This is a genomic window from Streptomyces yunnanensis (assembly GCF_029011865.1).
GTDB classification, from domain to species: domain Bacteria; phylum Actinomycetota; class Actinomycetes; order Streptomycetales; family Streptomycetaceae; genus Streptomyces; species Streptomyces yunnanensis.
On record NZ_CP095749.1, the window covers coordinates 1,698,069 to 1,713,137 of the forward strand.

The 15,069-nt window shown below is 71.1% G+C and carries 14 protein-coding genes; 7 read left to right on the forward strand and 7 right to left on the reverse strand.

The annotated features are described in order from the left end of the window. Positions 1-50: 50 nt before the first annotated feature. Positions 51-701, reverse strand: a complete 651-nt coding sequence (locus MOV08_RS07465) for a LysR substrate-binding domain-containing protein (RefSeq protein ID WP_338057382.1) — start codon at positions 699-701, stop codon at positions 51-53. A 271-nt stretch (positions 702-972) separates the two neighbouring features. On the opposite strand from MOV08_RS07465, the gene MOV08_RS07470 reads away from it, so the two are divergent. Next, positions 973-1,134, forward strand: coding sequence for a hypothetical protein (locus tag MOV08_RS07470; protein WP_275306776.1), 162 nt, complete (start codon positions 973-975; stop codon positions 1,132-1,134). A gap of 65 nt (positions 1,135-1,199) precedes the next feature. Here MOV08_RS07470 and MOV08_RS07475 read toward each other — a convergent pair whose 3' ends face one another. From MOV08_RS07475 to MOV08_RS07495, 5 genes are read right to left on the reverse strand one after another with little or no spacing between them, the layout of a single operon-like run. Further along, complete coding sequence (locus MOV08_RS07475; RefSeq protein ID WP_275306777.1) at positions 1,200-2,216, reverse strand: ABC transporter ATP-binding protein; 1,017 nt, start codon at positions 2,214-2,216, stop codon at positions 1,200-1,202. Continuing rightward, positions 2,213-3,217 carry an ABC transporter ATP-binding protein gene (locus MOV08_RS07480; protein WP_275306778.1) on the reverse strand — a complete coding sequence of 335 codons (1,005 nt, stop codon included), beginning with the start codon at positions 3,215-3,217 and terminating at the stop codon, positions 2,213-2,215. The genes MOV08_RS07475 and MOV08_RS07480 overlap by 4 nt, the downstream gene beginning before the upstream one ends. Beyond that, positions 3,217-4,203 carry an ABC transporter permease gene (locus MOV08_RS07485; protein WP_275306779.1) on the reverse strand — a complete coding sequence of 329 codons (987 nt, stop codon included), beginning with the start codon at positions 4,201-4,203 and terminating at the stop codon, positions 3,217-3,219. Before MOV08_RS07485 ends, MOV08_RS07480 begins: the two co-directional genes overlap by 1 nt. Beyond that, a complete protein-coding gene (locus MOV08_RS07490) occupies positions 4,200-5,126 on the reverse strand; it encodes an ABC transporter permease (RefSeq protein WP_275306780.1) in 927 nt (308 codons plus the stop codon). The genes MOV08_RS07485 and MOV08_RS07490 overlap by 4 nt, the downstream gene beginning before the upstream one ends. A gap of 13 nt (positions 5,127-5,139) precedes the next feature. Beyond that, positions 5,140-6,882: an ABC transporter substrate-binding protein gene (locus MOV08_RS07495; protein WP_275306781.1), complete on the reverse strand. Its 1,743-nt coding sequence runs from the start codon at positions 6,880-6,882 to the stop codon at positions 5,140-5,142. A gap of 281 nt (positions 6,883-7,163) precedes the next feature. Between MOV08_RS07495 and MOV08_RS07500 the strand changes: the two genes are divergently transcribed. From MOV08_RS07500 to MOV08_RS07520, 5 genes are all read left to right on the forward strand, one after another. After that, positions 7,164-8,318, forward strand: coding sequence for an NAD(P)/FAD-dependent oxidoreductase (locus MOV08_RS07500; protein ID WP_275306782.1), 1,155 nt, complete (start codon positions 7,164-7,166; stop codon positions 8,316-8,318). A gap of 35 nt (positions 8,319-8,353) precedes the next feature. After that, a complete protein-coding gene (locus tag MOV08_RS07505; protein WP_275306783.1) occupies positions 8,354-8,668 on the forward strand; it encodes a (2Fe-2S)-binding protein in 315 nt (104 codons plus the stop codon). Next, positions 8,649-10,196, forward strand: coding sequence for an NAD(P)/FAD-dependent oxidoreductase (locus tag MOV08_RS07510; RefSeq protein ID WP_275306784.1), 1,548 nt, complete (start codon positions 8,649-8,651; stop codon positions 10,194-10,196). Before MOV08_RS07505 ends, MOV08_RS07510 begins: the two co-directional genes overlap by 20 nt. An 81-nt stretch (positions 10,197-10,277) precedes the next feature. After that, positions 10,278-11,189, forward strand: coding sequence for a dihydrodipicolinate synthase family protein (locus MOV08_RS07515; protein ID WP_275306785.1), 912 nt, complete (start codon positions 10,278-10,280; stop codon positions 11,187-11,189). A 54-nt stretch (positions 11,190-11,243) separates the two neighbouring features. After that, positions 11,244-12,248, forward strand: coding sequence for a proline racemase family protein (locus MOV08_RS07520; RefSeq protein ID WP_039630529.1), 1,005 nt, complete (start codon positions 11,244-11,246; stop codon positions 12,246-12,248). 77 nt (positions 12,249-12,325) lie between these two features. On the opposite strand, the gene MOV08_RS07525 is transcribed toward MOV08_RS07520, so the two are convergent. Next, positions 12,326-13,486 carry an RNA-guided endonuclease InsQ/TnpB family protein gene (locus MOV08_RS07525; RefSeq protein ID WP_420834137.1) on the reverse strand — a complete coding sequence of 387 codons (1,161 nt, stop codon included), beginning with the start codon at positions 13,484-13,486 and terminating at the stop codon, positions 12,326-12,328. Positions 13,487-13,665: 179 nt separating this feature from the next. Here MOV08_RS07525 and MOV08_RS07530 point away from each other — a divergent pair, with 179 nt between their 5' ends. Continuing rightward, a complete protein-coding gene (locus MOV08_RS07530) occupies positions 13,666-15,048 on the forward strand; it encodes an aldehyde dehydrogenase family protein (RefSeq protein ID WP_275306786.1) in 1,383 nt (460 codons plus the stop codon). Positions 15,049-15,069: the final 21 nt, after the last annotated feature.

The following is a 15,069-nucleotide window of genomic DNA, read 5'->3' on the forward strand; positions in this document are numbered from 1 at the left end:
CCCGTCCCGCGGCAAGCCTCTGCGACCATGCCTCGTTCGGGCGGCTCCCCCTACGACTGTGCTGAAGGCGACCGGCCTGCCGGTGTCGCGGCCTGTGGGTTCTGTGCCCGCCAGCGCGCGTACACGGGGCTGTCGGCGCACGTGGACAGGTAGCCGTCGGTGACCCGGCGCAGGATCTCGGTGCCGTACGGTGCGAGCGGGCCGTCGTGGTGCCAGGCCAGCATGTGCCGGTACCACAAGGGGTTCCCGACCAGCGGACGGACCGTGACACCGGGCACCTCGATGAACGTGGCCTGGCAGAGGCTGACTGCCAGGCCCGCCCGCACGATCTCGATCAGCTGTCGTCCCTCCGCCTCGTACGGGGCGGAGGGAACGCGGTCCCTCCGCGAGCAGGTCGATTCCCAGTATTCGCGGGTCCGGTCGCCGTCGGGCCGGGGAACCCCCCAGTCCTCCTCCAGGAGTTCGGTCAACGGGACTTCCTCGCGCAGGGCGAGCGGGTGGGCCGCCGCCATGAGGGCGAAGACCGGTTCGGTGACGATCGTGTGGAGTGCCACGCCCGCAGGCGGCGACAGCTCCTGGTCCGGGTGGTCGCCGAGGACCGCCGCTTCCAGCCGGTCCGCGGCGAGGTCTTCGAGGAGAGCGGCGGGGGAATACTGGCAGCGGCATGTCAGGGATGCCGCGCAACTCCACCGACTACGGATACCAGCGCGGGATGACGCACGAGCAGCACGAGGCGTACGTCAGGGACGCGGTCACCGCGGCCGATCCGGATGTGGACTTCTCGCAGTACGACATGGTCTACGTCGTGCCGACGAAGAACGCCTCGGCGTCGGCGACGTCGCCCACCGCACCGCCTATGTCGTCGAGTCGCGGCGGGCGGTCCAGGCAGACGCCGGTCTGTGCTCCACCGGTGCGGCGCTGGTCTACAGGGTCGACTCCTCCGTACGGACCGGTGCGGGGCCGATCCAGGTCGTGGACGCCAAGCCGAACACCACGCCGAAGCCGGGCTGCCGCCCGCTGGACGACGCCCCGTACTGGGCCGGCGAGACGTTCACCGACTCCGCGGCCGGCGTTGCCATCGAGGTGCTGAGCGCCGACGGGTACGGAGAGACCGTACGGGTCACGAAGACGTAGTGGGACAAGGGGGGTTGGGCCCGGCTCCACTGTCCGTGGGCCGGGCACCACCACGTTCGGGCCCTTCAGGCCGCTTCCGGGAAGTGGCATGCCACCTGCCGTGCTGCGCCCGGCTCCACCGCGCGCAGTACGGGAGTGTCCGTGCGGCAGATCCCCTGGGCCTTGGGGCAGCGCGGACGGAGGGCGCAACCCGGCGGGCGGACGGCCGGGCTGTCAGGGCCTCCCCTGCGCGCGGGAGGCCGAGAGCTCTGGGAAGGCTCCCCGAGCAGGGAGACCCGTTCGCGCGCTCGCTCGACGGCCGGGTCGGGCACCGGGACGGCGGACAGCAGCGCACGCGTGTAGGGGTGCGCCGGGGCCGCGTACACCTGCTCCTTCGGACCGGTCTCGACGATCCGGCCGAGGTACATCACGGCGACCCGGTCGCACACCCGCTTGACGACCGACAGGTCGTGGGCAATGAAGAGGTAGGCCAGGCCGAGTTCGTGCTGCAACCGCTCCATCAGGTTGACGACCTGGGCCTGGACGGAGACGTCGAGGGCGGAGACGGGTTCGTCGGCGACGATCAGGCGGGGGCCGGTGGCCAGGGCGCGGGCGATGCCGATGCGCTGCGCCTGACCGCCGGAGAACTCGTGCGGATAGCGGTCGAGGTGTTCGGGGATGAGCCCCACCAGCTCCATCAGCTCGGCGGCGCGCGTACGTGCCTCGGGCGCCGGAGTGCCCTGCACCAGCAGCGGGTCGGCGATGATCCGGGCCACCGTCTGGCGCGGGTTGAGGGAGGAGTGGGGGTCCTGGAAGACCATCTGCAGGTCCTTGCGGAGCGGCTTCAGCGCGCGCTGTGACAGGTGGCTGATGTCCCGGCCGTCGTACGTGACCGATCCGGCGGTGGGCTCCAGAAGTCGGACGATCAGGCGGCCGGTGGTGGACTTGCCGCACCCGGATTCTCCGACCAGTCCCAGTGTCTCGCCCGCGGCCACGTCGAAGGTGACGCCGTCGACGGCCCGGACCGGGGCGGCGGCCCGCCGTCGTCCGGGGAAGGTCATGCTCAAGTCCCGTACGGAGAGCAGGGGTTCGGTGGATGTCATGAGTTCACGCCTTCGTACGTGGGGAAGTGGCAGGCGGCCGGATGTCCGGCCGGGCCGTCGAGGGCGGGGCGCTCGCTCTCGCAGCGAGTGCGCTTCTCGGCCGCGGCGCCAGTGAGTTGGGAGCAGCGGGGCGCGAACGCGCAACCGGGGGGAGGGGTGAGCAGGGAGGGCGGGCTGCCGGTGATGGCCCGCAGGGGTTCGTCGCCGTCGTCGTCGAGGCGGGGCAGGGAGTCGAGCAGAGCGCGGGTGTAGGGGTGGGCCGGTGCGGCGAAGAGGGTGTCCACGTCGGCCTGTTCGACGGCCCTGCCCCCGTACATCACCAGGACCTCGTGGGCGACACGGGCGACCACACCGAGGTCGTGCGTGATCATGATGACGGCCAGTTGCCGCTCCTCCTGGATCCGGGCGATGAGCTCCAGGATCTGTGCCTGGACGGTGACGTCCAGGGCAGTGGTCGGTTCGTCCGCGATGAGCAGGTCGGGTTCGCAGGCCAGGGCCATGGCGATCATCACGCGCTGGCGCATGCCGCCGGAGAACTGGTGCGGGTGGTCGCGCGCCCGGCGCCGCGGCTCGGGAATGCCGACCTCGGCGAGGGCTTCCACGGCACGCGCACGGGCGGCTCGCCGGCCGCTGCCGTAGTGCACGCGGTGGTGTTCGGCTATCTGCTCGCCCACGGTGTAGTACGGGTGGAGGCTGGACAGCGGGTCCTGGAAGATCATCGCCATCTTCCGGCCGCGCAGCCGGTTCAGTTCGCGCTCCGCCAGGCCGGTCAGTTCCCGGCCGTCCAGCATGACCGAGCCGCTGACCGAGGCGCCGGTGTGCAGTCCCATCACGGCCAGGGAGGTGACGGACTTGCCGGAGCCGGACTCGCCGACGATACCGAGGGTCTCTCCCCGCCGTACCGCGAAGCCGAGGCCGTCCACGGCCCGTACCGAACCGCGCGGGGTGGCGAAGGTGACTGTCAGGTCCTGTACGCGCAGGAGGGTGTCGGGGGTGTTCATCAGTACCTCACTCGCGGGTCCACGACGGCGTACAGCAGGTCGACGGCCAGGTTGGCGAGGACGATGAAGGTGGCCGCCAGCAGCGTCACTCCGAGGATCACCGGCTGGTCGCCGCTGGAGAGCGCACCGTAGAAGAGCCGCCCGATGCCGGGGAGCCCGAAGAGCGACTCGGTGATCACCGCGCCGGCGAGGAGCCCGCCCAGGTCCATGCCGAAGAGGGTCAGGATGGGGGTCATGCCGGCCCGTAGGCCGTGTTTGACCACGACGGTCCGGTACGGCAGGCCCTTGGCGCGGGCGGTGCGGATGTAGGGTTCCGCCATCGTCTCGATCATCGAACTGCGGCTCTGCCGCGCGTACATCGCCGCGTACAGGATGGCCAGGGCCAGCCAGGGCAGTATCAGGTTCGACGCCCAGTGCAGCGGGTCGTCGCCGAAGGGCACGTAACTCGGGTAGGGCAGCAGGCCGGCGAGCCGGATCACCCCGTAGATCAGCATCATCGAGGTGAAGTAGACCGGCAGCGAGGCGGCGGCGACGGAACCGACCATGAGCGCGCGATCGGTGAGGGTGTCCTTGCGCAGGGCCGCGACGACCCCCGCGGACAGCCCGAGGACGAGCCAGATCACGGCGGCGCCGAACGCCAGTGAGGCGGAGACCGGAAGACGGTCCATCATGAGGTCCCAGACGCCCTCGCTGTTCTCGTAGGAGTAACCCAGGCAGGGGAAGTTGCAGTGCAGGGTGTACTGGCCGCTGCCCATGGTGCGGCCGGTGAAGATGCCGGTGACGAAGTCGGCGAACTGCCGCCACAGCGGCTGGTCGAGACCCATGTGCGCACGGATCGCCGCAAGTCGTTCGGTGCTGCACGACTTGCCGCAGGCCGCGGCCGCCGGGTCGGACGGCAGGACGTAGAAGATGACGAAGGTGATGGCGGCGACGGCGATCAGGACGCCGATCACACTGAGCAGCCGGCGCCCGGCGTAGTAGATCATGTGCGGCTTCCCCTCGGGTCCAGGACGTCCCGCAGCGCGTCGCCGAGCAGCGTGAACGCGAGCACGGTGAGGAAGAGGCAGGTGCTGGGGATGACGAAGCACGTGGGATCGGTGTCGTAGAAGGCGACGCTCTCGGCAATCATCTGGCCCCAGGAGGGAGTGGGCGGGCGGACGCCGACGCCCAGATAGCTCAGCGCCGCCTCGGTGGCGATCATCCCCGGGATGATCAGGGTGGTGTAGGCGATGACCGGTCCGGCGACGCCCGGGAGGATGTCGCGGGTGAGGATCCGCCAGGGGCCGGAGCCGCCGACGCGGGCGGCGTCGACGTACTCGCGGTGCTTGAGCGAGAGCGTCTGGCCGCGTACCACACGGGCGATACCGGGCCAGCCGAAGAGTCCGATCACGGCGGTCATCAGCGCGATCCGGTTGACGTCCCGTGCCACCGACATCATCGCGATCATGAAGATGAGGGACGGGAAGGACATGGTGAGGTCCATCAGCCGGGAGAGCACCGCGTCGGTGCGGCCGCCGAAGTAGCCGGCCGCGATACCGGCCGCCGTGCCGGCGACGACGACGATCGCGGTGGCGGTGAAGGCGATGAGCAGGGAGACCTGGGCGCCGTGCACGACCCGGGCGAACAGGTCGCGTCCGGTGACGGGTTCGACCCCGAGCCAGTGGTCGGCGGAGATTCCGCCGAGCGGGCCGATGGGCTGCCCGCCCAGGTAGGGGTCGACCGCGGTCTTGTCGAACTCCTCGGGCGACCAGCCGCCCAGCGTGCTCAGCAGCGGGGCGGCCACCGCCATGATCGCGAAGAGTGCGATCACGACGAGGGAGATCTTCACGGAGGCGCGTCGGCCCAGCTGCTGCCGGGCGCGCTGCCAGGGGCCGCTGCCCGCCGGGGCGACGGTGGAGGTGAGGGCCATGACGGTGCCTCCTTCAGCCTTCGCTCTTGGCGGGGTCCTTGAGGCCGACCGAGGCGTAGTCGAGCTGGCCGCCGAAGGAGGTCTGCCCGTATGCGCCCGCGACGTTGGTCCCCACCACCAGCGGCCAGCGCCGTACCAGGACGGGTACCGCCGGGGCCTTGGCGAGGATCTCGCCGTCCAGCTTCCGCCAGGCCGCGGTCGCCTTCCCGGCGTCGGTCATGGCGGCGATCTCGTCCATCCGCCTCATGGTCGGAGCGTCACGGAAGAGGGAGTGGTTGCCCGAGTTGCCCTTGTCCTTGATGTAGCGGCCGTCGAAGACGAAGGGCAGGAAGGTGGAGCCGGACGGGTAGTCGGGACACCAGCCGGTGTAGACCATGTCGGTGCGGTGGGTGGTGTCGCCGATGGTGGCGTAGAACGCGGACGGGTCGACCGTCTCTATGGTGACCTTGATGCCGGCCTTGGCGAGCGCCTGTTGGATCGCCTCGGCCCGCCCCTTGTCACCGTTGGAGACCGTCATCGTGGTGGTGAAACCGTTCGCCCTGCCGGCCTCTTTCAGCAACTGCCTGGCCTTGTCCGCGTCCCCGGTGGTGGGGATCCTCAGGGTGTCGGGCTGTTTGCCGCCGAAGAGCGCGGCGGGCATGTACGCGGTGGACGCGTCGTTGAAGGCGGGACCGCCGGAGGCGGTGACCACAGCCTCCTTGTCGAGGGCGTACTGCACGGCCTGACGGACCTTCACGTCGTTGAAAGGGGCCCGCCCGGTGTGCATCTGCACCATGTCGGTGCAGTTCATCGACTCGGCCAGCAGCCGCTCGCGCACATCGGCTCTGGGCAGGACCTTGCCCGCGCTCTCCGGTCGGAGCGCGAACCACGGCACGGTGGAGGCGTCCGCGCCCTGGCTGGCGACCATCCGGTCGTCGATCTGGTTGGCTCTGAGCCCCATGACCATGACCAGCTTGTCCGGGTACGCCTTGCGTATCGCGTCCGTCCCGGGATCCCAGTGGGGATTGCGGACCAGGACCAGCTTCTTGTTGCGCTGGTACGTCTCGATCTTGTACGGGCCCGAGGAGAACGGCCGGTTGTCGTACCGGGGCCCGGTGTCCTGTGCCTTGGGGACCGGGGCGAAGGTGGGCATCACCGTCGCGTTGGGGAACTCGGCGAAGGGTTTGCGCAGTTCGAAGACGATGGTCCTGTCGTCCGGCGTCCTGATGGAGTCCAGGTGCTTGCCGTTGGCCGGGCCCTGATAGCCCTCGGCGTCCTTGAGGTAGCGGGCCGCGTAGTCGGCGCCGCCGGGCAGGTCCGGGGAGAAGGACCGCTCCACGTTGTACTTGATGTCCTGGGCGGTGACCGGTGTCCCGTCCTCGTACCTGATCCCTGCTTTGAGGTGGAAGGTCCACGTCCTGGCGCCGTCCGAGGACGTGCCGAGGTCGGTCGCGAGGTCGGGGACCAGCTGGCTGCCGGCGGTTCCGGGGGACGCCTTGTACGACACCAGGGTGCGGTAGAGCAGCCGGGTTCCGAAATCCATCTCGCTGACCACCCAGTTGCGGGCCGGGTCGAGGTGGGCGAAGTCCTGGTCGGACAGGATGGTGAGGGTCCCGCCCTTCTGTGGCGTCCCGCCAACTACCCGGCCGTTGTTGGCCGTTGCGAGGTTCTTTCCGTGACCTCCGTCCGTCTGCCGGCCGCCGGAGCAGCCGGCCGTGCCGAGGATGAGGGTCGCCGCCAGTGCACCGGACAGGGCGATGGAAGTGCGCTTGTTCATGGGTGGTCACTCCGAAAGCGATCGGACAGCCAGAGCTGGCTGGAGTGTGACCGGTAACATAGTAATGTGAAATTGCACTGACAAGGTGTCGGCGACTTCTTTAGCTCGACCACGCCCGAGGGGCTGCCGCCGCGGGCGACCGCGAAGCCGCCAGGACCAGCCCGACTTCCGGTTTCCGCATGGCGCGTCACACCCCGTCGACCCGGCGGAACTCGCCGCCGTTCGACGGCAATTGACCGCGGACCCTTGGCACCGAGAGTGCAATGTGAAATATTACTGACGTGCTGACAAGGAACTCCGCAGACGTCATCGTCGTCGGGGCCGGCGTGGTCGGTGCGGCCTGCGCCTACTACGCCGCCCGGTCCGGCCTCCGCGTCGCCGTACTGGACCGTGGCCCCGTCGCAGGCGGCACGACGGGGGCCGGCGAGGGCAACCTCCTGGTGTCCGACAAGGAGCCGGGCCCCGAACTCGAACTGGCCAGGACATCCGGCGAGTTGTGGCGGAAGCTGTCCCAAGAACTCCCGCCGGACATCGAGTACGAACCCAAAGGCGGACTGGTCGTCGCTTCCGACGAGGCGGGGATGGCCGCGCTGCGCGACTTCGCGTCCGGGCAGCGCGGGGCGGGTGTCACGGCGGAGGAGGTCCCGGCCGACCGCCTGCGCGACCTGGAACCCCATCTCGCCGCCGGACTGGCGGGTGGCTTCCACTACCCCCAGGACGCGCAGGTCATGCCGGCGCTCGCCGCCGCGCATCTGCTGCGCGCGGGAGGCGAGCGGGTCCGGCTGCGGCTCGGCGAGGAGGTCACGGGCCTGCTCACCGGGGCGAGCGGCGAGATCCGGGGAGTGCGGACGACGGTCGGGGAACTCCACGCCCCGTACGTGGTGAACGCCGCCGGGACCTGGGGCGGGGAGATCGCCCGCCTGGCGCGCGTCACGCTTCCCGTCCGGCCCCGCCGGGGCTTCGTCCTGGTCACCGAGCCGCTGCCGCGCGTGGTGCGCCGCAAGGTGTACGCGGCCGACTACGTCGCCGACGTGGCCAGTGGCTCCGCGGCGCTGCAGACTTCGGCGGTGGTGGAGGGCACCCCGGCGGGACCGGTCCTGATCGGCGCCAGCCGGGAACGGGTCGGCTACGACCGCACGCTCTCGCCCGAGGCGCTGCGACGCCTGGCGGCCCAGGCCATCGCCCTGTTCCCGGTCCTGGCCGGGATCCGGGCGATGCGCACGTACGTCGGCTTCCGTCCGTACCTGCCGGACCACCTGCCCGCCATCGGCCCCGATCCGCGCGTCCCCGGCCTGCTGCACGCCTGCGGCCACGAGGGCGCGGGGATCGGGCTGGCCCCCGCCACCGGACTGGCCATCGCCCGGTCGCTGACCGGTGGCGAACCGCCGCTCGACATCGCCCCCTTCAGGCCGGAGCGCTTCTCTCCGGCCGCCTGAAGACCGCCTGTCCCACAGTCATGAGAGGAGGAGCCATGGCCCGTACCCCCGCCGAACTGGTCGGTGCTCAGCCCGGTCCGCTCTTCCGGATCACCTTCGACGGACGCCCCGTCACCGCCCTGCCCGGCCAGTCCGTCGCCGCCGCGCTGTGGGGAGCCGGGATCCTGGCCTGGCGCACCACACGAGTCGGCGGACGCCCGCGGGGCGCGTTCTGCGGCATCGGCCAGTGCTACGACTGCCTCGCCACCATCAACGGAGAGCCCAACCGGCGGGCCTGCCTGGTTCCGGCCCGGCCGGGGGACGCCATCACCACTCAGGAAGGACACGGCCGTGCCGCTCTCGGCGTCTGAACCGTACGACCTCGCGGTGATCGGTGCCGGCTCCGCCGGTCTCGCCGGAGCGGTCACGGCCGGTGAACTCGGGCTGTCCGTCGCCCTGTTGGACACCTCCGCGCAGACGGGCGGACAGTTCTACCGCACCCCGGCTGCCGCCCTTGGAGCCGTCCGGCCCGAGGCCCTGCACCACGACTGGTCCGCCTACACCGACCTGCGCCGACGGCTGGCCCGGAGCGATGTCCGGCACCTTCCCGGCCATCACGTGTGGAGCGTGACGAAAGACGACGAGGAGGGTGTGGGTGGTGGGACCGGTGACGGGCCGTGGGCGGTACACGCCGTCACCGGCGCCGACGGCGGCGGAGAGCGCCCCGTGCGCGTACGGGCCCGTGCGGTGCTGCTGGCGACCGGCGCCTACGAACGCCAACTCCCCTTCCCCGGCTGGACGTTGCCCGGCGTCGTGGGCGCCGGCGGAGCCCAGGCCATGCTCAAGTCGGGCCTGGTGCTGCCGGGACGCCACGTGGTCGTGGCGGGCAGCGGCCCGCTGCTGCTCGCGGTGGCCTCCTCGCTGGCGGCCGCCGGCGCGAGAGTGCCGGCCGTCGTCGAGGCGTCCGGCTATCTGCGCTACGCCCGGTATCCCCGGGCGCTGGCCACCAACCCGCACAAGGCCGCCGAGGCGCTGATCCACGGCGCGGCACTGCTGTGGCACCGGGTGCGGGTGCGGGTGCGCAGCGCGGTCACCGAGGTGCACGGCACGGATCGGGTGGAGGCCGTCACCGTCACGCGTCTCGATCGCGGCTGGCGCCCCGTACGGGGGACGGGGCGCCGGATCGCCTGTGACGCGCTGGCCGTCGGACATGGCCTCGTCCCCCAGATCGAGCTGGCCACGTCGCTCGGCTGCGCCACCCGCCCGCTGCCCGACGGCACCCGGGCCCTGGCCCTGGACGGCCTCCAGGAGACTTCGGTGCGCGGCCTGTGGGCGGCGGGTGAGACCGGAGGGGTGGGCGGGGCCCAACTGGCCTGGCTGGAAGGGGAACTGGCGGCAGTGACGGTGGCCGCACGCGTCCTCGGACGTCCCGCCCATGGCGGCCGGGTCCGGGAGCTCACGCGCCGCCGGGACCAGATGCGCGCGTTCGCCGACGCGATGGCCGCCGTCCACGCACCTGGCCCCGGGTGGCCGCACTGGCTCACCGACGACACCGACGTGTGCCGCTGCGAGGAGGTCACCACCGGGCGGATCCGGGAGGCGATCGAGGACCTCGGAGCGCGGGACGCACGCAGCGTCAAGCTGCTCACCCGAGCCGGTATGGGCTGGTGCCAGGGCCGGATGTGCGGTTCGGCGGTGGCCTGCCTCGCGGCCCGCGGCCGAACCGCCGAACCTCCGGCCGAACGCCGCCCGTTCGCCACCCCCGTCCCGCTCTCGGCGCTCGCCGCGCTCGATGACCCCGCCGTACCGCTCGCCACCGAGCCAGGGGGCCCGGCCGACGAACCCGGGGGCCACACCACGACCGCATCGGGGCCCGACGTCTCCCCCGGCGACGGCTGACCCCGGGCCAGGTCTTTCCCGAGGCACCACACACCACAGCCCAGTAAAATGTCACACTTCATAGAGAGGTGATGTGTCGCCATGACCATCTCCACCACCTGGAACACCGGCCGTCCGTGGCGCGGAATCATGGTCGCCACCGCCCTTCCCCTGCGGGACGACCTCTCCGTCGACCACGACGCCTACGCCGAGCACGTGCGCTGGCTGATCGACAACGGCTGCGACGGAGTCGTGCCCAACGGCTCGCTCGGCGAGTACCAGACCCTCACCGACGAGGAACGAGCCCGCGTCGTCCGTACCGCCGTCGAGGCAGCGGGCGACGGGGCGAGGGTCATGCCCGGCGTCTCCGCCTACGGCAGCGGCGAAGCCCGGCGCTGGGCGGAGCAGGCAGCCGACGAGGGCTGCGGCTCGGTGCTGCTGCTACCCCCGAACGCCTACCGGGCCGACGAGTCGGGCGTGCGCGCCCACTACGCCGAGGTCGCCCGCGCCGGGATGCCGGTCGTCGCCTACAACAACCCCATCGACACCAAGGTCGACCTCACCCCCGACACACTGGCCCACCTGCACCAGGACGGCAGCATCGTCGCCGTGAAGGAGTTCACCGGCGACGTCCGCAGGGCCTACGAGATCGCCGAACTCGCCCCGGAGCTCGATCTGCTGATCGGCGCCGACGACGTGCTGCTCGAACTCGCCCTCGCCGGCGCCGTGGGATGGATCGCCGGATACCCCAACGCCTTCCCCGCCAGCTGCGCCACGCTGTACCACGCCGCCGTCGCAGGCGACCTGGCCACGGCACGCCCGCTCTACAAGTCTCTGCACCCCTTGCTGCGCTGGGACTCCAAGACGGAGTTCGTGCAGTCCATCAAGCTGTCCATGGACATCGTCGGGCGGCGCGGCGGCCCCACCCGCCCGCCGCGTTCAGCGCTCACCGGGCAGACCGAGGCGGCGGTGCGGACCGCCACCCGGAAGGCCGTCGCCGACGGCCACCGCTGACCACGTCACCCACTCGTCGACGACCAGAGCACCCCGCCCACCGAAAGGAAGCCCGTGCGCACCCGCCATGTCTTCCACGCCGTCGATTCGCACACCGAGGGCATGCCCACCCGCGTGATCACCGGTGGCGTCGGGGTCGTCCCCGGCACCACCATGGCCGAGCGGCGGACGTACTTCATCGAGCACATGGACCACCTCCGGACGCTCCTGATGTACGAACCACGCGGTCACGCCGCCATGAGCGGCGCCATCCTCCAGCCGCCCACCCGCCCCGACGCCGACTACGGGGTCCTCTACATCGAGGTCTCCGGACTGCTCCCGATGTGCGGACACGGCACGATCGGGGTCGCCACCGTCCTGGTCGAGACGGGCATGGTGCCGGTGACCGAACCGGTCACCACCGTCCGGCTCGACACCCCGGCGGGACTGGTGAGCGTCGACGTACGGGTGGCGGACGGCGCCGCCACCTCCGTCACGCTCACCAACGTCCCCGCCTTCTGCGTCGCCCTGGACCGCACGGTCGAGGTCCCCGGCCACGGCACGGTCGGCTACGACCTCGCCTTCGGCGGGAACTTCTACGCCTTCGTCGAACTCGACGCGCTGGGGCTGCCGTTCGACCGCGCCCGCAAGGACGACCTGCTGGCCGCCGGGCTCGCCGTGATGGACGCCATCAACGCCTCGCCGGAGCGACCCGTGCACCCCGAGCGGCCGGAGATCGCCGGAGTCAAGCACGTCTACCTCGCCGCTCCCGGCTCCGACGCCGACCACTCGCGGCACGCCATGGCCATCCACCCCGGCTGGTTCGACCGCTCCCCGTGCGGAACGGGCACCTCGGCCCGGATGGCCCAGCTGCACGCACGCGGCCAACTTCCCCTCCATCGCGACTTCGTCAACGAATCCTTCATCGGCACTCGCTTCACCGGCCGTCTGATCGAGGAAACCACGGTCGGCGCACTGCCCGCCGTCGTACCGACGGTCACCGGACGCGCCTGGATCACCGGCACCGCTCAGTACTTCCTCGACCCGGACGACCCCTTCCCCGGAGGTTTCCTCCTTTGACTCCTCCCCCTCCTGAAGGAGAGGGATTCCTAGCTCACGTCGCCTGCCCCCCCGGCGGAGGTGCAGGTCTTACACGATCAGCGCCAGCCGGGTACGAGACCAGCCCGGACCAGCATCACTCGGGCAGAGTTCTTGTCTCTCGGCGAGACGGCTCCGCACGCGGTGCAGGTATACGTTCGTTCGGAAAGAGGTAGTGCGTGCTTGGCTCTCGCTCCGCACTGCGCGCAGTCCATCGTGGTGTGCGCGGGGTTGACCAGGCGCACGGTCCGGCCGTGTTTCCTGGCCATCTCGATCAAGGCCGCTTTGGTGGCTGCGATGGCGGCGTCGGCTGCCTTGCGGGCCATGGTGGTTGTTGCGAGGAACTTAGGACGGAAGTCTTCCACCGCGATGGCGTCATGGTCGCGGACGACGTTCTTGGCCCACTTGCGACCGGTGTCCTGGCGCTGCCGGGACACCTTCTTGTGCAGCTTCGCCGCCTGCCGCTTCGCCTCGCGGTAGCCCTTCGACCCGGCCTGACCTCTCGCGGGCTTCCTGCGGGCCATCATCCGCTGATAGCGGGCGAGTTTCTGCGCGGCCGCGCGGCCGTGCTGGGCGTGCGGAAGGTCGTGGGCGTCGGACGTGGTGGTGGCGGTCTCCTTCACACCCCAGTCCACCCCGAGGACGCGGCCGGTGGCAGGCAGGTTCTCAACCGGCGCGGGAACGACAAAGGACGCGTACCAATGACCGATGCTGTCGCGGTAGACCCGTACCGACGAAGGCGACTTGGGAAGTTCCCGCGACCACACCACAGTCACGTCGATGCCGCCCGCAAGGTGCAGCCGCCCGTCTTTCAGGCGGAACCCACGCCGGGTGTAGTTCAGACTCGGGTCGGCCTCGCGCTTCTTCTTGTAGCGGGGCATCCCCGCCCGCTGCCGCATCGGCAACCGGGCTTTGATGTCCTTCAGCGCCTTGGCACGAGACTTCCCGAAATCCCGAACGAGCTGCTGCTGAGGAACCGACGAGCCTTCCCGCAGCCACCCGGTTCGGGTGCGGGCCTCGGTCAGCATCTTGTCCAGCCGGGCCGGACCGCACTTCTCCCTATCGACGTGAGCCTTCTTCGAGCGGGCCACACACTCATTCCACAACCAGCGACACCGCGCCCACTCCGCCTCAAGAGCAGTGTTCGCGGTGGACGACACCCGCAGCCGGAAGGTGTACCGGGCGTGCCCGGCATCCTCCGATATCGCTGCGGTCATCATGCATCACAACCTATCCGGGAGGACTGACAGTTGAGAACAATCGGCCTTGGGGGACTTGCTCACCCCCTCACCGACTGGATACCGCTTCGCCCCGGCGGCGAAACGGCTACCTCTGCCCTGCTCCGCAGGAGCCCGATTCCTCCCCGGCCTGAAGGCCGGGGCCTCCTCGGAGGAATCCTGTGACCGACGCCGCCTTCCCCATCACCTCGCACAACCCGGCCGACCCCTCCGACGTCCTGCTCCAGATCCCGGCGCCCGGCGCCTCGGGGGCGGCCGACGCCGTGGGGCGGGCCCGCGCGGCCCAGCCCGACTGGCTGCTCGGCGGGGCGGCCGCCCGCTCGGCCGCGCTCGGCGCGGTCGCCGCCGCCATCGACGCCGCCGCGGCCGAGCTGACCGCACTCGCCGTCCGCGAGGTGGGCAAACCGCTCGCCGAGGCCCGGGCCGAAGTCGCCCGCACGGCCGCGATCTGGCGCTACTACGCCCAGGCACCGTACGAACCCGTCGGCGCCGTCCACGAGACCGCAGTGGGCCCCGGCCTGCTTCTCACCCGCCGCCGCCCGCACGGCGTGGCCGCACTGATCACGCCCTGGAACTTCCCGTTCGCCATTCCCAGTTGGAAGGCCGCCCCGGCGCTCGCCGCCGGCAACGCGGTCGTCCTCAAGCCCGCGCCCGAGGCCACCGCCTGTGCACAGCGCCTGGCCGAGATCGTTCAACAGGCCCTACCGGACGAGGTGTTCACCCTCCTGCCCGGCGGAGCCACCGAAGGTCAGGCGCTCGTCTCCACCGCCGACGCCGTGTCCTTCACCGGCTCGACCGCCGTGGGCCGGGACGTCGCCCGCGCCGCCACGGAACGGGGTGTCCCGGTCCAGGCCGAGATGGGCGGTCTCAACGCGGCGATCGTCCTCCCCGACGCCGACATCGAACGGGCCGCGGCCCATCTCGCCGCCGCCATCGCCGGGTACGCGGGCCAGAAGTGCACCGCCACCAGCCGCGTCATCGCGGTCGGCGCGGCCCTCGCCCCCCTGCGTGAGGCGCTCGCGGCGGCGCTGCGAGCCGTGCCGGTCGGCGATCCGGCCGACGCGGCGACCGTGAGCGGGCCGCTCATCAGCGAAGCGGCCCGCGACCAGGTCGGGGACGCCCGGCGTGGCCTGAGCCCGGTGGTGGGCGGAACGGTGCCCGACGGGCCCGGCTGGTACGCGGCCCCGACCCTGGTGGAAAAGGTACCCCCGGGGCACCGCCTGCTGCGCGAGGAGGTCTTCGGTCCGCTCGCCGTCCTGCTGCCCGCCGACGACCTCGCCCACGCCGTACACCTCACCAACTCCGTGCCGTACGGCCTGGTCACGTCGGTCCACACCGCAGATCTGGACGCGACGCTGTGCGGCCTCGACCGGCTCGACACCGGAATGATCCGGATCAACGCACCGTCCACCGGCGTCGACTTCCACCTGCCGTTCGGCGGCACCAAGGCATCCAGCCACGGGCCGCGTGAACAAGGGCGGGCGGCGCTGGAGTTCTACACCTCCACCCGGACCTACACCCTGTCACCGTCGAAGGCAACGTGACATTGTACGGTGGTCCACACC

What these genes read in the sequence shown, in the direction of transcription:
- MOV08_RS07475 (WP_275306777.1), bottom strand. Translation starts at nt 2,216, where the DNA reads ATGACATCCACCGAACCCCTGCTCTCCGTACGGGACTTGAGCATGACC.
- MOV08_RS07490 (WP_275306780.1), bottom strand. Translation starts at nt 5,126, where the DNA reads ATGGCCCTCACCTCCACCGTCGCCCCGGCGGGCAGCGGCCCCTGGCAG.
- MOV08_RS07505 (WP_275306783.1), top strand. Translation starts at nt 8,354, where the DNA reads ATGGCCCGTACCCCCGCCGAACTGGTCGGTGCTCAGCCCGGTCCGCTC.
- MOV08_RS07480 (WP_275306778.1), bottom strand. Translation starts at nt 3,217, where the DNA reads ATGAACACCCCCGACACCCTCCTGCGCGTACAGGACCTGACAGTCACC.
- MOV08_RS07525 (WP_420834137.1), bottom strand. Translation starts at nt 13,486, where the DNA reads ATGATGACCGCAGCGATATCGGAGGATGCCGGGCACGCCCGGTACACC.
- MOV08_RS07515 (WP_275306785.1), top strand. Translation starts at nt 10,278, where the DNA reads ATGACCATCTCCACCACCTGGAACACCGGCCGTCCGTGGCGCGGAATC.
- MOV08_RS07495 (WP_275306781.1), bottom strand. Translation starts at nt 6,882, where the DNA reads ATGAACAAGCGCACTTCCATCGCCCTGTCCGGTGCACTGGCGGCGACC.
- MOV08_RS07485 (WP_275306779.1), bottom strand. Translation starts at nt 4,203, where the DNA reads ATGATCTACTACGCCGGGCGCCGGCTGCTCAGTGTGATCGGCGTCCTG.